Origin of the sequence: Cognatiyoonia sp. IB215446 (assembly GCF_033963825.1) — a bacterium.
Lineage (GTDB): Bacteria > Pseudomonadota > Alphaproteobacteria > Rhodobacterales > Rhodobacteraceae > Yoonia.
Map to the genome: position 1 here is coordinate 587814 of NZ_JAXBMD010000001.1, position 17651 is coordinate 605464.

Genomic DNA, 17651 nt, shown 5'->3' on the forward strand with positions numbered 1-17651 from the left:
TAAGACGGCCCATCCAAGATGTCAGACTGCGTTGGTCACTTCTTCAAGGCTCATCCGTGCCTTTGTCATGACCATGCCTGGGTTGGCGCTTTTGCGGCAAACAAAGCAGACAACGTGGTTCGGATACGCTTTGGTCCGCATGAACATGTGGATCAGGTTCTCCGAAAAGACGAGGATCTCGTTGAAATAGTGGTTTTCGTCCTTTGAACCGCGTGCGCCTTTGAAGATGTTTTCAATCTGTACAACCGAAGATCCCTGGAACAGGTCGGCGGTTGCGGCGGCAAGCAGGTCCAGCACCTCTTGCGGATGAGAATCGAGCGTTTGAATACCGATCAACATTCCGGATTCCATGTCTGTGTAACCGGAAGCAAGGCATTCCGGTACTTTGGTCATGGCGGTTTGTAAGGCTTTATCGAGTGACATATTTGTTCCCTTCTCGGAGTTTAACTGACTAACTTCGTTCTGTTTCCCTGGCATTGGCGGGTCCGATACGGTCTCGGACCGCGTTTCTTCCCCTTGAGACGCCGCATCAGGCTCAGTTCTGGTGCGGTGAATGGCTTTGGCGGCGCGGCCAAGCATGACCCGGCGCTGCATTTCGAGTTTTTGGAGAAAGTTCATTTGTGAAGACGACTCGATCCAGTAGCGGTTTGTGCGTTTGATCCGTGTGATCGCGGCATCGAAATCGGGCAGATACCAGATCAACATTGCGGCCAGCAGCGTGCCGGTCCGTCCGCGCCCTGCATGGCAATGAAACGCGATTGAGGCCCCGTCTCGCAGCATGTCAGCCAGCATGCCGCAGATTTCGACGGCCTGATCCATTGTTGGCGGCTGCATGTCAGGAACCGGCACGTAAACGGATTTCAGATTGTGCTCTGCAAACATGGCGGCGGGCGGTTGCCACTCTTCCGTCAGGCTCACAACCGTATCAACGCCGATGCGCGTCACGGCCGACAGGTCGGCTGCAAGATCGCGGTGCAAACCCGGTCGGGGCATTCCGCCCAGACGCCCGCGTATCAGCCAGGTGAAGTTCGTCGGTCCAGCATAGGCCGTGGGTGCATTTGGCACTTCGGCGGGCACCGCATCGGTGTTGGCAAATGGATCGCTCCAGGGCGCACCGGCAACCACGTTCATCCGCGCATCTTCGCGATAGAGGGCTGTGGATTGCGTGCTCAAGCGGTTCTTCTTTCGGTCGTGTCGGCTTCGGCCTGTGCCTGCATCTGCGCGATCAGGCCCCGCATCGCCGAAACGAGCTGCGGCGCGTCAGACAAATCATGCTGTTCCTGCGCATCGTTCCAGATCGCTTGCAACAGGGCCGCCTGCTCTGCGATACTCAGGGTGCTTGGTTCTTCCGGCTCTTCGGCTTGCGATGGGTTCTTCAGTCGATAATTCGTCAGATCAACCCGGCTTTGCTCCCCGCGATAGGCGCTTGGGTCCGAAAGTCGGTAGTCATTGATATTGGCGTCCGCACGGGGCGTTTTGAAAACAGGTGGTTCGGGTTCGTCCAAAGATGGTGTTTCAGCGGTGTCTTCGTCAGTTCCGTGCATCATTGCGGCCTCTTCTTCTGCCGTTGTATCACCCAAGACCTGATCATCCCCAATTGCACCGACCGAGTTCATGATATCGTCAAGCAGGCTGGCCGTGTCGCGCGGCGCTTCTTCAGCTGCGACGCTGCCCACAAAACCCAACATGTTGTTTGTATCGACGCCGGAAGCCGCTTTGACGTCCGCCCCGGCTTTGGCACCATCATCGGTCAGATACCGGGCCAAGAGGTAGCTGCGCTGCACGTAAATGCCCTCGACAATCTTTTCGAGCATTTCGGCAAATTCCTCGGCGCCGCTTTCGGTCCATGCCTTGGCATCCCCCTTGGCGCGCGCCTTGATCGCGTTTGTCAAAGAGACAAACATACGCGCGTTGAAAAGATGCGTTGTTTCACGCTCTAACCTGCGCCTGATCTTGGCCAGATCACGCTCCGACGTGATCTTGTCCTTGCGGGTGACCAGCAGGATCGAGGTTTCGCGCAGGCGCAGCGGCAGGCCTTCCCACGCGCCGCGTTCGCTTTCGCGCCAGGCCTGACCGGCATGGGTACACCACATCACGGCATTCGCGTAGCGGATCGTGTTGAGCCAATAGCTGGTCTTGATATGCGGGTCCGAGATCCCGGGCGTGTCGATCAGATCGCAGTTCTTGAGAATGTCAGCCTTGACGTACAGGCGGATGTAGCGGGTCGTCGTGATCGGAATCCGGTCCGTGCGAGACGGATCAACTTTGTGTTTCTTGCCGTCTTGATCCATCCGGTATGGCGGCGCGTCGCCATAGGTCAGCCAGACGGGTGGCATGCGCGTTGCGGTGATCTGTGTCGGCAGAATGTCCTGGCCAATCAGCAGGTTCATCAGCGTTGACTTGCCCGCGCTGAACTCACCCATCAGCGCGATGACCGGTTTTCGCATACTCCAATCGGCAAGTCGTTCCAGTTGCGCTTGGGTCACCTGACGTTCAGTAGTGGTTTGAGAGGTCATTCTGGGTCTCCGGCGGGCTATTCAACGGCAGTCAGATCAAGGGCGCGGCGATACAGTGCCTTGAAATCGGCAGCACGTGTCGTCTTCGACACCGTCTTTGAAGCGAGCATGGGGGCCATGCACACAAACTCGAAAATCGCGCTGCACCGTTCATCCAGGAACTTGTCGAGGACGGCACGAAAATCGGCGAACAGATCATCGACCTGACTGTTACAAAGATCGTCGATCATCGTCTGGATTTCGGCATCGATAAGGGTGGCGTAATCCTCGGCGTTGGTTTTGATATTGCGGCGGCGTTGCCACCAGCGGCCCCACCAATTGCTGCTCAGGTCAATTGCGATCGTCTTGCCCAGCACAACCGGCGGCGGGACGTCTGGCGCAGGAGGCGCATTAAAGGCGAAATCTGCAATCTCGATGCCTAGGCGGTCCTGATAGATGGTGGTGAAGCGTGCGGCGGCATCCTCATATTGGGCGGCGACCTTGCGCGAGATGCTTTCGCCAAACTCTTCGTAGGCGCGGCGCAACCGCCCCCGCAAAGGCGCTGCGTCGTAAACCCATTCTTCCTGCGCTGACTTATCTACAAAAGCGGCCAGCAATTCCTGCCGCGCCTCTTCGACATGGGCTTGTTTGATCTGATCGAGAACGGGCATAAACTCACGGTCCCGAAGGTCGGTCATCAATGCGTCCAATTCCGCACTGATTTCCTTGCGCATGTCACCAACATCGCGGCGCAATTTGGGGACATCGAGATTGACCATTGGCTGCGCTGTCTGCGCCATTTCAGCAAGCGCATCCTTGGTCTCGAGATCAGCGGTCAGGTTTTGCAAAGCCGCTTCCACTTTCTCAAGATGACGCTGGCCATATTGATCGACGATGCAATCGCTGACCGCTTCCATCAACGTGGGGACACCGGACAGCTTCCAAACGAATGAATCGCGGTTGCGTTCACGCGCGAACCCGCTGTTCTTGGACCAATCGGCAAGGGCTGCGACGGCCTCCTCATCCATGCCAGAATAATCCGATGTCAGCGCCATTTCGGCCCAACGGGCGCTGCCAAAGACAACAGTCACATCTTTCAAAGACGGATAGGACCGCAAGGTCGTGCGAATGCTGCCCAAAATCTCTGGGACCTGTGTGCCAGGATGGGGCAGTTCATCGATACGATTGACAAAAAGAATAACCTGACGGTCATCGTAATTCGAAATCAGGCGCACAAGTGCCAGATCTGTCGTGTTCAGCGCCTCATTCGCCGACAATACGACGACACATATTTTCGAGCCGCGCAATGCGCGAATGGTAATCTGCTCTCGCACCATGAAGGTGTCGTTCACACCCGGTGTATCGCGGATCATCAGGGCACCCTTGAATTCCGGGATATCCAGCCAGATGTCCGCTGACTTTGTCAGATCTGAAAAACGGCCCTGCTGGCTGGTCGGGTTCTCTTCCAACTCATCAGGATCGCCAAGGCAGACATAGCGCTCCATCAGTTCGGCATCGACATAGCCATATTTATGCGTCTTGCCGAGTAGTGCCTCGAACTTGCCACCCAGACGTTCGCGGGCTGTCTGGCGCATCTCCGACACCTGCTGGCGCAGCTTTTCCAGATCATCTTCTGCGCCGGCACGGCGGGCCAACTCGCCCAGACGGCCGCCCCCTTTGACCATGCCATCCCATTCAGTGTCGTCAAAGAATGTGAACGCGGCACGGGTCTTTGGCTTTGCATTCCGCGCATTCAGATGGACCGAAGTGACAACCGAAGTCCACGGGTTCACATCCGACGGCAACAACGCGACATTCCCGCTCAAGACATTGGTCAGTGCCGTCTTTCCAGCCTTCACCTGACCGACCAGCGTGACTGAGGCCTCGAACCTATCGATCTTGCGGGCCAAATTGTTGAACTGGCGGACCATCGACGGATCAACCACCTTACCCTGCGCTTCGATATCGCCGCGCAAGGTGTCGAGCTTTTCGAAAAATTGCCCCAGCTTCTCGCTGCCCTGGCACAAAAGCTTTTGATTGAGTCGCTGTTCCGGCTCAGTTGTCTCAACCGCGCTCATGATGTCACGCGCCCAGAGACGACAACAAACAATTTGACGATAAGTCTATCTACTACAGTACAAAAACCATGTACTTTCGACAGCAAAGCCATTTTGACTAACTTTCAACACTTGCAAACAAACGCGTCCAGACTTTTTTTGAACGGCGTACTTGACTTGAACTTACTCTGCACTACCGAGCAAGACTTAGTTTTCGCAAGGTCCAAAAAACGGCAATTATGTGGCATTCACTGTTCGCCCGGCGATTGTACTGTAGTGAAGGAGATGATTTGTCAGGTAGGCGAAACCCGATAGCGCCGTTGATGGTTCCAAACGTCTGAATGTACCCAGTCGTCGCAATCACACTGCGACTAGATGTGGCAATATGATCAGGTCCAAACCGGCGACGCGGGTGGTTATCCGATATATCGCAAATAATCCGGTCTACTCTGCAATGACCCGCGTCTTTTGAATACTATACAATGTTGTTCTTGCCGACTTGGCTGCAGGGAGTGTGAGTAACCGGTTTTGCTTCCACCGCACAGAAGATCGTTCCCAGGACTTGCGGTGATATATGTGCTGCGAGCGCGTGCAGCACAAATTCACAATGACTGCCTTGGGCTCACACGACATATTCGCCGCGTCGCCCGCGAACGGCTGCTTGCAATAACATACAACCCCATTCCCTACCGGAACAGACCCCCTGAGCGGCACGGACTTTCACTATCGGATGGCGTCAGCGTCCGAGAAAGCCCAACAATTCCGCCATAGCCTCTTGCGGCTTTTCCCAATGCAGACCATGGCCCACATCCTTGTAGTCCGACCGCTTCGCCCCCTTGATCTTCACTTGCAACTTGGTTTGCTCGTGTTCGAGAAAGATCTCATCCTTGTCGCCCCACATGATCAGCGTTGGACAGATGATGGCGGAGAGGTCCGGGTCGGCATCGGCGTCACGGTAGTCAATCAGCCCCATGAGCGCCATATGCCAGACACGTGCTGGCAGCAGCATGCTTTCGTCGACGATGCGTTCGAGCGTCATGCCCGGCCCCAGCGGGTTGGCGCAGGTGCCTGCCTGAAACTCGTGCACGAACTCGCGATGCACCGGGTCTGTCAGCACCTCGGTTTCGGGGGTTAAGCTGCGCAAGACGGCGTTGTCGCCCGTGGTGGCAGAGCCGATCAGGCAGAGATGGCTGACCTTGGCCGGGTCGCGCATGGCAATCTCCTGCGCGATGAAGGTCCCCATGGAATGGCCAACAATCGGCACGTCCGAAATGCCAAGCGCATCCATAACATCGATGGCATCCTGCGCGTAGGTGCCGATAGAATAATCGTCTTCCGGCTTATGGCTGTTGCCATGGCCGCGCTGCGTCAACGAGACCACCGAAACGCCATCAGGTGCGGCATCTATCATGCCGTTGAAGGAGTACCAACTGTCGCCATAGCCATGCAGCATGACGATGGGGTTGGTGCCATCGCCGATCAGTGCATATTCGAAACTCCGACCATCAGACAGGTCCAGCTGCTTAAGCTTCATGAGGCATCTCCAGCAAATCCATCGGGCCGTCTTTCGCTTGTGACAAAGTCTTGGGTATCAAAATAGATACCCACAAACTACGGCTTTACTTGCATTGGTGTCTTACCGGTCTCACGCCTGACGGCCTTGTAGAAGGATGAGCGAAAACCAGAGCCCACACCGTGGGCAATAACCAAAATGTGTTCACCTAAGGCGACGCCCACGACGGACATTCGTACACTGCGCAGCATTTGTCAAAACGGGCTCTTTGTCCCGCTCTTGGGTCGTTGCGTTCACGGACGTTGAACGACCGATATGCTGTCATGATCTTGAAAGCCAAGGAACGCGGCAATGCCCCTCAACTTGCAAAAAATCTTCTCTCGATGCGGGACAATGAGCATGTCGAGCTGCATGAGTTGCGCGGCTGCATGAGCGATGATCTGGCGGAAGCTTTTCAAGAGGCCGAAGCCATCGCTTCCGGCACCAAATGCAAAAACCACCTGTTTTCGATGAGTTTGAACCCGCCTGAGGGGGCGAATGTCTCTCGCGAGGATTTTGAGCGCGCCATCGGCAGCATCGAGACCAAGCTCGGCCTGAGTGATCAGGCTCGCGCCATCATCTTTCATGAAAAGGAAGGCAGACGCCATGCTCCTGCTGTGTGGAGCCGCATTGATACCGATGAAATGCGCGCCAAGAACATGAGCTTCTATGAAGACAAGCTCATGGATGTCTCCCGTGATCTTTATCTGCAGCATGGATGGGAGATGCCCAAAGGCATGATCGATAAATCCATGCGCAATCCGCTGAACTTCAGCCGCGCCGAATGGCAGCAAGCACAGCGCAGCAAACAAGACCCGAAACTGATCAAGGCCGCGTTTCAAGAATGCTGGAAAAACTCAGATGGCAGTGATGCACTCAAAGCTGCTCTGGAGGATAAAGGCTTCTTCCTTGCCAAACCCCGGAACAGCACCGATATGTTTGAAGTGGGGCAAGATCAGTTTGTTCGCCAAAAGACTGTCTATTGTCGCGCGGGTCAGACCGAGTTTCTTGGCAGTGTGCGAAACTGTAAAAACGCGGTTCAATTCATGTGCAACTTCATCTGCAACGTCTGACGGAATGTAGCGCAATAGCTCAAAGTGATTGCTGTCATTGCGCCGAACGAAGCCCCGCTGAAGCAGCGCGTGACCCGTCTTTGTGAGGTTCAAACGTCGCTCCTTCGACAAGGTGCGATGCGTGTGGAACTTTCGTTTGGGGTTCTCGACCCCAAGAACCAGCGCACCCTTGGGGACCGGGTAGGTCTCAAAGATGAACGCGCGAACAGGGTCGCGAATGGCGTCAAACGCGGGGTCGTCGTCCCGGTTCCGGAGCCATTCAAAAAATACCCCAAAACGGGCGCGATAGAGCGAGTTGTCGTTGGGACGTTTGCGTTCCAGCTCGGCTAGCTTGTCAACCATGGCTTCAGGTCCGTTCTTCAAGAAGCTGTACCCTATGTGGCCAGATTTGATCCAATCCAACTTCGACACAAACTGACGTTTAGTGTTTGGACCGCGTAGCAAGAGCAGACCGAAGTTCTCGCAGGCGTGCGTTGCAACATGCAACGGCAACTGATCGAACCAACTATTGGAAACTTTTCCGCTGAGACGCACGCCGATAAGCGGGCCTTCGCGGGAATTGCGCGGTCCACCCATTCGGCGGCAGTAAGTATTACAACTGTTGCGCTTCTCATTTGAAAAGGAAGCAACTACAAAAGTGAACCGTTCAGTTCAAAATGGGCTTGACGGTTACCAATCACTCAGGTAGCCGGACTCTTGGCTACGGACGCCTGCCGCCCGCTGACGCTTTGTCTTGGTGAAGTTCTGTATCAGATACGATCTTGGTCATCCTCGGCATTCGTCGCGTGGATGGTAATGCGGGCCCCATCTTTCTTCGCGACTTGAGCCAGAAGGAAACCGGGTCATGTCGTCCCAATCAAATACCTATCTTACTGGGCCATTGGGTCCAATTTACGCCAAAACCGCATTGCCGATCATCTTCGTTATGTGGATGAACGGACTTCTTGCCGTTGTCGATGCGTTGTTCCTGGGCCATTTCGCTGGTCCTGACGCGTTGGCGGCGGTTACGCTGATGTTTCCACTTTATATGCTGGTGGTCTCTTTGGCGACGCTTGTGTCATCGGGAATGTCGAGCGTGCTGGCCCGATCTTTAGGGGCGGAAGACCTGCATCAAGCACGCAGCACCTTTGCCGGAGCCCATGGCTTGGCTGGTTTCATGGGTCTCATGCTTATCCTGCTGTTTTTGGCGTTCGGTGCCCCCGTTGCGCTGTTACTCGCAAGTGGGTCAGAGCATCTGGCGGAGCTTGGGTTGATCTATCTACGGATCACCGTGTTCGCGTCGCCGTTGGTCTTTGTCTTGTCGGTCAATTCGGACGCTTTGCGCAATGAAGGCCGGGTGCTGTTCATGGCGGCAATGAGCTTGCTCGTCTCGCTGTCGAATATGGGGTTCAACTACGTGCTGATTGGCCTGCTAGATATGGGCGTCGCGGGGTCAGCCTACAGCACAGCCATGGCGCAGGCGCTGGCGTTCGCGATCATCCTCGCGTTCCGTGTACTGGGGACAACGGATCTGCGGCCATCGGTGCTGCTGCACCATTCCTTGGTCGCCGGGTGGGGGCGCATCCTGGCCTTGGGTGCGCCGCAAAGTTTGAACTTTATCGGCCTGGCACTTGGATCAACCGCGATCCTTGCCGCATTGCAATGGGTTGAGGCCACGCAATTTGACGCGACCGTGTCCGCCTATGGCATCATCACACGCCTGATCACCTTTGCCTTCCTGCCGCTTTTGGGATTGGCCCATGCGATGCAAACCATCACGGGGCACAATTTTGGCGCGGGCGCCTTTCGTCGCAGTGATGCCAGCCTGCGTCTGGCGTCTGCTGTTGCGTTTGCGTATTGCCTTACCGTTCAGATCGGCATGTCGGTATTCGCAGGCCAGCTGGGGGCTGCTTTTGTCACAGATGCGCCCGTCATCTCTGAGGTTGCGCGCATTCTGCCCATCATGTCCGCAGGGTTCTTCCTGTCCGGGCCGCTGATGATGCTCGCGATGCATTTTCAGGCAGTTGGTGACGCCGGGCGGGCTGGCCTCCTGGGGCTGTCGAAGCCGTATCTCTTCGCGACACCGCTGACCTTCGTGCTGGCCGCAAATGTTGGCGAGATTGGGATTTGGCTGGCGGCGCCTATCGCCGAAATCCTGCTGCTAATCCTGACGTTTGGCGTTCTGATGAGACTGGCTAAGGTTCGGTCCCTGCGCTGGGGCGTGTTTCAACCCGGCAAGGAGGAAGTGGCATGACCCGAGATCTGCCAACACTCATCGACGCGAAAAAACTGGCAAAGGCGCTGCGCAAGCGCCTTGCCGATGAAGGCGTCATTCTTGGCCACTCCCAAGCGCTTGAGCGCATTGCCCAAGACCATGGTTTCAGGGATTGGAACGGGTTTCACGCCGCAATCGAAGCCCACCAATTTGAGGCCTGGAGCGTCGGCGCTCGGGTGACCGGGCACTACTTGTCCCAACCGTTTGCGGCAAAAATCCTGTCATCTGAACAATTGCGGCCCGGCTGGTTCCGAATGATCTTGGACCTTGATGAGGCAGTTGACGTTGTGCGCTTTGAGAGTTTTTCGAACCTGCGCAAGCAGATCCGCGTTGAGGTCGGTCCAGCAGGGCATTCGAAAGAGCGCACATCCGACGGGAGACCGCATGTGGAGCTTGATCCATGATTATGGATTAAGCGTCCTTGGCGCGTCTCAAGCAGCCGCGTGGGATACGCCGTAGGCTGCGCAGTTGGTCTCTGGGTTCCTAACCGCGTCGACCAGGAAACGAGCCAGTGCGAGACGGGGCACCGCTGTTCCGTCTTTAGGAAGCACACCCTTGGCTGCGCGGTAGGTTGCCTCTCGTGCGTCATTCAAAAAACCCGCGCGCGCTGCTGTCCAGTTCAAACCGGAGTTCTGCAGTACCTTTTCCATGCGGTCTGCGCTGCGCACGACATTGGGGACAAGGTACTGTAGCAATGTTCCGAGAAGTGTCTGCTCGGGGAAAAGCAATGCAGTCGACGTCACAAGCACACGTTTCAGGCCGGTGTCCCAAGCCGCTTCGACAATGGCATCGGCAGAGCGGTAGTAGACTGAGGTTGCGCCCTTTGTTGGTGCGCGTCCGCCTAGCGTGGAAATCAGCGCGTCTTGGCCCCGCAAGATCGTCTTCAAGAATTCTGGGTCGCAAGGATCACCGACGACAGTTTTTAAATTTGGATGAGTAATCCTTGGTCGCTTCTCTTCTGACCGCACAACGGCGGTCACGGTCATGCCGTCTTCTAATGCAGCGCGCAGCACATGCTGACCAGTGCCGCCGTTTGCTCCCAACACAACGAGTTTCATAATGTCGTCCTTTCCAGCTGATGTGAGTTCTGGGTCCTGCCCGCCACACAACTAAACTGACGATTCTTGTATATGAACTGACCAAAATCGTTGATTTGGTATTCTTAGAACTGTGGTATTTGTCTGTCATGAACTGGAATGCGATCTCTTTTGACTGGAACCAGGCTCGGTCCTTCTTGGCAGTTGCCGAGGAAGGGTCTTTGTCAGCGGCCGCGCTGGCTTTGAAGCTGACCCAGCCGACCATCACGCGGCAACTCACTGCTCTTGAAGAGGGCTTGAATGTAATGCTTTTGGAGCGGACAGGTCGAACCGTCTCGCTCACACCTGCGGGTCTTGACCTGCTTGATCACGTCCGAGCGATGGCAGAAGGGGCGAACATGATGTCTCTGGCCGCGTCCGGCCAATCACAGGACATCGAAGGCAAGGTGCGCGTCACCGCCTCTGAGATGACCGCGGTTTATCTTTTGCCTGATATTCTGGACCGACTTTCACAAACGGCACCTGATCTGCAGCTAGAGATTGCCGCCGATAACTCTGTGCGGGATCTTCTCCTGCGAGAGGCAGACATCGCCATTCGGCATATGCGCCCCGAGCAGCCCAATCTGATAGCGAAGCTCGCCTGCGATCAGACGATGCGCTTCTACGCGGTCGACGAGTACATCACCCGGTATGGCATCCCGCAACAGACCGGAGACATGTCAGAACATCAATTCGTGAGCTTCGGGGACTTCGAAAGGATCGTCGGCTACCTCAAGCTTGTCGGGTTGGATCTGATGCAGAGAAACTTCCGCTACGCGTCGAATTCGCAACTGGTCGAATGGGAAATCGCACGCAAAGGCCATGCCATTGCGATCATGAACGACAATATTGCCGCCAAGTTCCCCGAATTTCGGCCCGTACTGACAGAGATTGAGCCGTTCTCTATCCCTGTCTGGCTTGTCGCCCACCGCGAGCTTCAGACCAGCCGTCGCATCCGGCTAGTCTTTGACATATTGGCCGATGCTCTGTCGGGCCGCTGACGAAAGGAACGTGATGTGAGCCAGCCATTCGACGATCCAAACCTAGAGCGGGCCTTTTCCGCCTTACCCGATGAGGTGAAGAATGGCCTGCTATATTCGCCAATCAGTGTAAGTATTATTCGCACTTCTCACCAACCGACCGTTCAAGAAACGGCAATAGAGCGATCGTGCCGAATTGACTGAAGCCAAAGGCCAAGCGCTAAGCCGACAGGCCAAATATACAACGATTGGGAAAGATGTTATGTCTGTGAAGTCTGCTTGTATTCTGCTTTCACGGACCTGTCTGTGTCAGTCTTGCGATGATCACGAGCTGCAATGGTCCACATCGCAATCACAATCAGCAGCGTAGAAAGATAGAACGCGCCGTCGGGTACGATTTTGAAGAGAGCGAAATCCGCGATGACGGCAAAGATCAGTGATAGATACTCAAGGGGTGCGAGTTTCGAGACCTCGCTATGCTGAAGCGCGAGTGTCATCATGATATGCGCCACGCCACCAGCGAGACCTGCACCACAAAGATAGACCAATTCTATTGGTGTCGGTCGTGCCCAGCCCCAAAACACCGTCAGAGCACCGGCCACAGAACATGTGAAGGCGAAATAGAACGCAATCGCGCCCGCGTTTTCGGTAAGCGCAAGGCTGCGGATCTGGATTTTCGCCCCCGCTGTAAAGACAGCCATGATCAATGCTAGTGCGACCCCGATCAGATAGCTCTCATCTAGTTCGGTTGCGGTCAGTTTGGGGGCGACGAGCACCAGCATGCCGAGAAAGCCTAGCGCGACAGCGAACCAGCGTAGGCCGGTCACTGTCTCTCCCAAAAGGGGCCGTGCGAGGATCACGGCGATGACGGGTGCGAGGTAGCCGATGATCGAGGCATGCGCCAACGGCAGGTATTTGAGCGACGCAAAGGACGCAAAGAGTGCAATACAGCCCATGGTGCAGCGCAGCACATGGCCGAGGGGCCGTGTTGTGCGTAAGCCGCTGGGGAAGTCGCGGGTCCACATCAAAAACAGCACCAAAGGGATCAAAGCAATCGCGCTGCGGAAGAAGACAACCTGGCCTAGAGGGATCGCCTCTGCCAGAAGCTTCACAAAAACGACCATCACGGTGAAAAAGAAAGTCGCGCCGATCCTTAGCAGAATACCCGTTGCTTCCATGGCTCACCCCCTAGGGCCTGTCCGTCGCCGCGACTAGGTCGCGCAGGCGGTCGCCGACAAGATTGATCGTCAACACAGAGATCAGCACGGCAACGCCCGGAAAAATCATTACATGTGGTGCCGATTGCATGTAGGGTTTCCCGTCAAGCAACATTGCCCCCCATTCCGCCGTTGGCGGTTGCACGCCAAAGCCCAGAAAGCTGAGGCCAGAGACCGCGAGAATGGTCCGCGACCATGTATTGGTCCATAGCACCAGGAGTGATGGGATGACATTTGGCAGAATATGCCGCGACAGAATCAGTCCCGATGACAGGCCGTTCAACCGCGCCTGAATAATGAAGTCCCTTTCGTCAAGGCCGTGGGCCAGACTGCGCGCGAGGCGGGTGAACTTCATCCAGCTTACGATTGAGAGGGCGATGACCAGGTTGGTGGTCGAAGGGCCAAAGAGGCCAGCAAAAGCTACAGCAGCAACCAGTTCGGGAAAGGCGAAGAAACTGTCGGTCACCCGCATCAGGGCAAAGTCACCAACGCGGCCCGCCCGCGCCGCAGCTAGCCCGACAGTTGTGCCGACAATCAACCCAACCGTTGCAATAATCAGGGAGAGGCCCAGCGACCAGACCATCCCATGCATTAGCCGCGTGCCTATGTCGCGTCCCAGATGGTCTGTACCGAACCAGTGTTCCGCATTTGGTGGCGTCAGCCGGTCCAGAAAGTCCGCCTCTGCCGGATCGTAAGGTGTCAGCCACAGGGCCAGACCAATCATAAGACCAAGACAGCAGAGGGCCAGTCCGACCCGGAAGCCGAACGCAGCAAGCGGGTCTTTGACAACGGCGGGGCCATCAACAGAGAGTTCGCTCATGCTGCACCTCTTTGCCGCGCGCGGGGGTCAGAGAACGCCTGGATAGCGTCAATCGCAGTGTTGATCACCACGTAGGTGGTTGCGAAAAACATCACCAAAAACATCATGACCGGCAGATCACGCGACAGCACCGAGCCCGCCAAGAGCGAGCCCAGACCGGATCGGGAGAAAGTCAATTCCACGATAATCGCCCCCTCCAGAAGCGCCGCCAGATCGAGACCGATCATGGTAAGCGCAGGGATCCTTGCATGAGGCACGACGTGGGCGAAAAAGATCTCGCGCTCGGAAATCCCACGAAGGCGCAGTGTTTCGATGAACGGTTGGTTGTAAGCATCCAGCATGAAGCTGCGCAAAAGCCGCGTTTGCGATGCCATCACCCAAAGGGCAAGCGTGAGTGATGGCAAGATCAGATGCGCCAGCGTGCCTTCGCCATAAGCAGGCAACCAGCCCAGATGCACCGAGACACCGAGGATCAAGAGCAACGCAAGCCAGTAATTCGGCATGGCCGCCCCGATGGAGGCGACAAAAACAGCGAACCGGTCAATCAGCGTACCGGGATTGAATACCGCGAGACTTGCCAGCACAAACGCGCCCAAAAGACCAAGCGCGAGTGAAGAGAGCGTCAGCGCAATCGTCTCACCCAAATTCCCGACAAAGATATCCCAGACAGGAACGCCGGATGTGTAAGAGGTGCCAAAATCGCCCCTTAGTATCCCCGACATCCAGTGGCCATATTGCACCAAAAAGGGGGCGTCGAGATGAAATTCTGCGCGGATCTCCTGCAACAGCTCGGCCGGAAGGCTCATTGTATCGGGATAACGCGCCTGCGCGATGATCAGTGCTTTATCGCCTGGGGCGAAGTGGTTCAGCGTGAAGGTAATCAGGCTGATCCCTGCTAGCACAACAATCAGGCCGACGAGGCGCAGAGCAAACGCGTTCATTCCGCGGCCTCTGCGCGCTGCAGCGCACCCAGCGCATCCGCCGCTGCAATCAGCTCACTTGCGTAACGGCCTTGCGGTGCGGCAAAGAAGGGATCGCGACGCTGGTAGGCCGCGACGCGACCGTCTTTCAGAACCAGGATTTGGTCGGCATAGCTTTCGGCAAAGCCGATGTCATGCGTGACGACGATGTAGGTAATCTGCGTTTCGTTTCGGAGCAAATCCATACGATAGGCGATCTTCTTTTGCACAAGCGCATCCAAGGCGCTGAGCGGTTCGTCAAAAAGTATCAGCTCCGGCTGTGCGATCATCGCCCGTGCGAGACACGCGCGTTGCGCCTGTCCCAAGGACACCTGGGCCGGCAGGCGGTCATAGAATTCGGGTCCAAGCTCCACCTGCGCGAGTGCACTAAGCGTCGCGTCCTTCCGCTCTTCGACCGAGAGCCGGTGGCGATGCAAGCTCTCGGCAATGGAGTTCCCTAGGCTCTGGCGGGGATTCAATGCGGCAAGCGGGTCCTGCATGACCCAGCGCGTTCTGGGCAGGCCGACGCGGTTGGGCATTCGACCCGTGACATCAATGCCAGCGGGACCAAAGTAGAAGCGTCTACACGTTGCAGGCATCAGGCCCTGCAATGCTTTCAGCATGGTCGACTTTCCCGCACCGCTTTCGCCGATGATGCAAAGCACCTCACCCTTGGCGAGCGACAGCGATACGTCGTGCAAGAGCGCCGCTTGCCCGACTTGAACGGAAAGCCCATCAAGGACCAAAATGGGGTCAGTTGGCCGCATGGCTCGGCCCAATTGATGCGCTATGCCAGTGACGATGCGCCACCAGTTCACGGGCATAGGCGGTCTGCGGGCGCGTCAAAACGATATCACTACGTCCGGCTTCAACGATCCGCCCCTGTTCCATGATGACGATCTTCTGTGCATAGCGCGCCGCGAGGGCAAGATCATGCGTAACCATGATAACTGCGATACCTTGTGCCGCTGCGATGCGCTGCACTTCCTGAAGCACTTGTGCCGCGACAATCGGATCAAGGGCTGAGGTCGGCTCATCCAAGATCAAGAGCGACGGTTGTTCCATCAGCGCCATCGCCAAAAGCAGGCGTTGCTGCATCCCCCGGCTCCATTCATGCGGGTAGTTTTGGGCCGGGTCGGGCAATGACAGCGTGTCAAACAAGGCACGGTGATCCACCGGGTCACCTTTGATCCTGCGCGCAAGCTGCGCCAATTGCCAGTGCAGCCGACGCAGCGGATCAAAACCATATGCTGGGCTTTGTGGTACAAAACTCATCGCGTTGGGTCGAAACGGCTTGCGGTCTGAAAAGCGCCAATGAGCTCCTTCAAAATGCATCTCGCCACTTGTCGGCCTTGCCGGACGCTTCAACCCCATGATCGCCCGCAGCAACGTGGATTTGCCCGCGCCGGACCCGCCAACGACGGCCAACCATTCAGATCGCGCAACTTCTAGGTTGATGTCATGCAATACGTCCCGCCCGCCGATCTCGGCGGACAGGGCACCGATTTTCAAAAGTCCATCAGCGTTATTCGACAACCGTCAAATCCGGCGTTGCCAGATAGGTTTCCGCAGGGTGAATACGGTAGCCTTCGACCTTGCCGTTCCCCACCGACACCTGCGTTTTATGGAAAAGCGGGATGAGCGGCAGGTCCTCATTCAGGATTGCCTGAATCTCGGCATAAACAGGCTGTCGATCCTCGGTTGCAAAAAGGCTCCGCCCTTTTTCAAGAAGCGCATCCAGTTCGGGGTTAGAGTAGCCGCCGATGTTATAGGCGCCATCTGTTGCCGCCAAGGTGCTGGGGAAGTAGTCTGGGTCGCCTTGCGGCGCGGTCCCCCACGCCTGCAGGTGCATGTCGATTTCACCTGCTTGCAGGGCGTCATTATTGGCACCCCACTCGCCCATCGCAATATCGACCTGAAGTCCGATCTGGCTCAGCATCGCCTGGCTGATTTCAAGGGAGGGGCGCAGCGCGGCACGGCCTTCATAGCTGCGCATTTGCAGCACGATATCCTCGCCGTCCAGCTCACGAATACCGTTGCCGTCTGTGTCGACAATGCCAGCGTCATCCAGCATCCCCATGGCTACGGCCGGATCATAGGGCAGAGACAAATCAGCGTTTGTCCAAGATGCCATGTTCGCCGGGAAAATACCTTGGGCAGCCTGACCCCCGACACCCACCAGCGATGCGGCAACGATCGTGTCGCGGTCAAGACTTAGCGACACCGCTTCGCGCAGGGTCGCGTTGGCTAGCGGGCCGTCAGACATGTTCACCTGAATGAAAAAGAGGCGCCCGGTCGGTGCCGAAAAAAGCTGTGCCCCGCCTTCTTCTTTTAACCTCGCAAATTCCGGTTCCGGGTAGTGCGTGACCAGATCAACATCGCCCGCCTGCAAGGCCAGCGCGGCCACGGATGCATCGGGGATTGCGTCGATCACGAGACGGTCGAGTTTGGGCGCGCCGCCCCAGTAGTCGGCAAAACCTGTGACCTGATAGGTCTTGTCGGTCTCCGCCATGTCGAACACAAACGGTCCGGTGCCAATGATCGGCATCTCTTCCGTGCCCTCTTTCAGAACGGTGGCAGAGGGCTCTGTCAGGGACCAAAGGAAGGCCGCGTTTGGCGCCTCGGTCCGGAAAATCAGGGTGAGCGGGTCAACGACTTCGATCTCCGCAATCCCCAACAAGCTGACAAGGCGCGGATTGTGCCCCGGGTGGCCTTCCTCGCTCAGCTTGGCGAAAGATTCCCTTACCGCTTCTGCCGTCATCTTTGTGCCGTCATGGAAGAGAACATCTTCCCGCAGCGTGATCTTCCATTCCGTCTCGGACATGTTCTCAAACGCTATGGCGAGGCGCGGAACCATATTCATCTCATAGTCCAGCCCGATCAGTGTTTCGGACACTCCCGCACGATTGGCCAGCCAGCCGTTTTGACGCGCACGCGGATCAGGGATGTTGCTGGTCGGCCCAAAACCCGACGCGACGATGATTTCCTTGCCTTCGGCATGTGCTGCAGAGGCAGACAAGGTCAGCGCAGTGGCTACGCCGGCTACCAGAGTTCTGAACTGAGTTGCCTCGAATGGATTTCGTTTTACAGCCATGTAGCGGCCTCCATTAACTTTGATGGATCGTCTCGTTCAGATGTTACTTATGTTATTACGTAACATTGCACCAC

The 17651-nt window shown here is 56.5% G+C and carries 15 protein-coding genes; 4 read left to right on the plus strand and 11 right to left on the minus strand.

Going from position 1 to position 17651, the window contains the following annotated elements:
• Positions 1 to 21: 21 nt before the first annotated feature.
• The 4 genes from SLH49_RS02915 to SLH49_RS02930 all read right to left on the minus strand — a co-directional run bounded on the left by SLH49_RS02915 (position 22) and on the right by SLH49_RS02930 (position 6086).
• Positions 22 to 1173: a fused DSP-PTPase phosphatase/NAD kinase-like protein gene (locus SLH49_RS02915; protein ID WP_320267673.1), complete on the minus strand. Its 1152-nt coding sequence runs from the start codon at positions 1171 to 1173 to the stop codon at positions 22 to 24.
• Complete coding sequence (locus tag SLH49_RS02920) at positions 1170 to 2516, minus strand: dynamin family protein (protein ID WP_320267674.1); 1347 nt, start codon at positions 2514 to 2516, stop codon at positions 1170 to 1172. Before SLH49_RS02920 ends, SLH49_RS02915 begins: the two co-directional genes overlap by 4 nt.
• A gap of 17 nt (positions 2517 to 2533) precedes the next feature.
• A complete protein-coding gene (locus SLH49_RS02925) occupies positions 2534 to 4573 on the minus strand; it encodes a dynamin family protein (RefSeq protein WP_320267675.1) in 2040 nt (679 codons plus the stop codon).
• Positions 4574 to 5288: 715 nt separating this feature from the next.
• A complete protein-coding gene (locus tag SLH49_RS02930; protein ID WP_320267676.1) occupies positions 5289 to 6086 on the minus strand; it encodes an alpha/beta hydrolase in 798 nt (265 codons plus the stop codon).
• A gap of 302 nt (positions 6087 to 6388) precedes the next feature.
• On the opposite strand from SLH49_RS02930, the gene SLH49_RS02935 reads away from it, so the two are divergent.
• From SLH49_RS02935 to SLH49_RS02945, 3 genes are all read left to right on the plus strand, one after another.
• Positions 6389 to 7177 carry a relaxase/mobilization nuclease domain-containing protein gene (locus SLH49_RS02935; RefSeq protein WP_320267677.1) on the plus strand — a complete coding sequence of 263 codons (789 nt, stop codon included), beginning with the start codon at positions 6389 to 6391 and terminating at the stop codon, positions 7175 to 7177.
• An 844-nt stretch (positions 7178 to 8021) separates the two neighbouring features.
• Positions 8022 to 9410, plus strand: a complete 1389-nt coding sequence (locus tag SLH49_RS02940; RefSeq protein ID WP_320267678.1) for an MATE family efflux transporter — start codon at positions 8022 to 8024, stop codon at positions 9408 to 9410.
• A complete protein-coding gene (locus tag SLH49_RS02945) occupies positions 9407 to 9835 on the plus strand; it encodes a glyoxalase superfamily protein (RefSeq protein WP_320267679.1) in 429 nt (142 codons plus the stop codon). The genes SLH49_RS02940 and SLH49_RS02945 overlap by 4 nt, the downstream gene beginning before the upstream one ends.
• Before the next feature lie 27 nt (positions 9836 to 9862).
• Here the strand turns inward: SLH49_RS02945 and SLH49_RS02950 are convergent, their stop codons facing one another.
• Positions 9863 to 10489, minus strand: coding sequence for an NAD(P)-dependent oxidoreductase (locus SLH49_RS02950; protein ID WP_320267680.1), 627 nt, complete (start codon positions 10487 to 10489; stop codon positions 9863 to 9865).
• 128 nt (positions 10490 to 10617) lie between these two features.
• On the opposite strand from SLH49_RS02950, the gene SLH49_RS02955 reads away from it, so the two are divergent.
• A complete protein-coding gene (locus tag SLH49_RS02955) occupies positions 10618 to 11508 on the plus strand; it encodes a LysR family transcriptional regulator (protein WP_320267681.1) in 891 nt (296 codons plus the stop codon).
• Between the two features lie 239 nt (positions 11509 to 11747).
• Here SLH49_RS02955 and SLH49_RS02960 read toward each other — a convergent pair whose 3' ends face one another.
• The 6 genes from SLH49_RS02960 to SLH49_RS02985 are packed head-to-tail and all read right to left on the minus strand — an operon-like array spanning position 11748 to position 17577.
• Positions 11748 to 12665: a DMT family transporter gene (locus SLH49_RS02960; protein ID WP_320267682.1), complete on the minus strand. Its 918-nt coding sequence runs from the start codon at positions 12663 to 12665 to the stop codon at positions 11748 to 11750.
• 10 nt (positions 12666 to 12675) lie between these two features.
• Positions 12676 to 13524: an ABC transporter permease gene (locus SLH49_RS02965; RefSeq protein WP_320267683.1), complete on the minus strand. Its 849-nt coding sequence runs from the start codon at positions 13522 to 13524 to the stop codon at positions 12676 to 12678.
• Positions 13521 to 14465: an ABC transporter permease gene (locus tag SLH49_RS02970; RefSeq protein WP_320267684.1), complete on the minus strand. Its 945-nt coding sequence runs from the start codon at positions 14463 to 14465 to the stop codon at positions 13521 to 13523. Before SLH49_RS02970 ends, SLH49_RS02965 begins: the two co-directional genes overlap by 4 nt.
• Positions 14462 to 15250 carry a dipeptide/oligopeptide/nickel ABC transporter ATP-binding protein gene (locus tag SLH49_RS02975; RefSeq protein ID WP_320267685.1) on the minus strand — a complete coding sequence of 263 codons (789 nt, stop codon included), beginning with the start codon at positions 15248 to 15250 and terminating at the stop codon, positions 14462 to 14464. Before SLH49_RS02975 ends, SLH49_RS02970 begins: the two co-directional genes overlap by 4 nt.
• Entirely contained in the window at positions 15237 to 16019 is a 783-nt protein-coding gene (locus SLH49_RS02980) for an ATP-binding cassette domain-containing protein (RefSeq protein ID WP_320267686.1), read from the minus strand. The genes SLH49_RS02975 and SLH49_RS02980 overlap by 14 nt, the downstream gene beginning before the upstream one ends.
• Entirely contained in the window at positions 16009 to 17577 is a 1569-nt protein-coding gene (locus SLH49_RS02985) for an ABC transporter substrate-binding protein (protein WP_320267687.1), read from the minus strand. The genes SLH49_RS02980 and SLH49_RS02985 overlap by 11 nt, the downstream gene beginning before the upstream one ends.
• Between the last annotated feature and the right edge of the window lie 74 nt (positions 17578 to 17651).

Coding starts and splice junctions, on each gene's coding strand:
- SLH49_RS02920 (WP_320267674.1), bottom strand. CDS start 2,516: ATGACCTCTCAAACCACTACTGAACGTCAGGTGACCCAAGCGCAACTG.
- SLH49_RS02925 (WP_320267675.1), bottom strand. CDS start 4,573: ATGAGCGCGGTTGAGACAACTGAGCCGGAACAGCGACTCAATCAAAAG.
- SLH49_RS02930 (WP_320267676.1), bottom strand. CDS start 6,086: ATGAAGCTTAAGCAGCTGGACCTGTCTGATGGTCGGAGTTTCGAATAT.
- SLH49_RS02935 (WP_320267677.1), top strand. CDS start 6,389: ATGATCTTGAAAGCCAAGGAACGCGGCAATGCCCCTCAACTTGCAAAA.
- SLH49_RS02940 (WP_320267678.1), top strand. CDS start 8,022: ATGTCGTCCCAATCAAATACCTATCTTACTGGGCCATTGGGTCCAATT.
- SLH49_RS02945 (WP_320267679.1), top strand. CDS start 9,407: ATGACCCGAGATCTGCCAACACTCATCGACGCGAAAAAACTGGCAAAG.
- SLH49_RS02950 (WP_320267680.1), bottom strand. CDS start 10,489: ATGAAACTCGTTGTGTTGGGAGCAAACGGCGGCACTGGTCAGCATGTG.
- SLH49_RS02955 (WP_320267681.1), top strand. CDS start 10,618: ATGAACTGGAATGCGATCTCTTTTGACTGGAACCAGGCTCGGTCCTTC.
- SLH49_RS02960 (WP_320267682.1), bottom strand. CDS start 12,665: ATGGAAGCAACGGGTATTCTGCTAAGGATCGGCGCGACTTTCTTTTTC.
- SLH49_RS02965 (WP_320267683.1), bottom strand. CDS start 13,524: ATGAGCGAACTCTCTGTTGATGGCCCCGCCGTTGTCAAAGACCCGCTT.
- SLH49_RS02970 (WP_320267684.1), bottom strand. CDS start 14,465: ATGAACGCGTTTGCTCTGCGCCTCGTCGGCCTGATTGTTGTGCTAGCA.
- SLH49_RS02975 (WP_320267685.1), bottom strand. CDS start 15,250: ATGCGGCCAACTGACCCCATTTTGGTCCTTGATGGGCTTTCCGTTCAA.
- SLH49_RS02985 (WP_320267687.1), bottom strand. CDS start 17,577: ATGGCTGTAAAACGAAATCCATTCGAGGCAACTCAGTTCAGAACTCTG.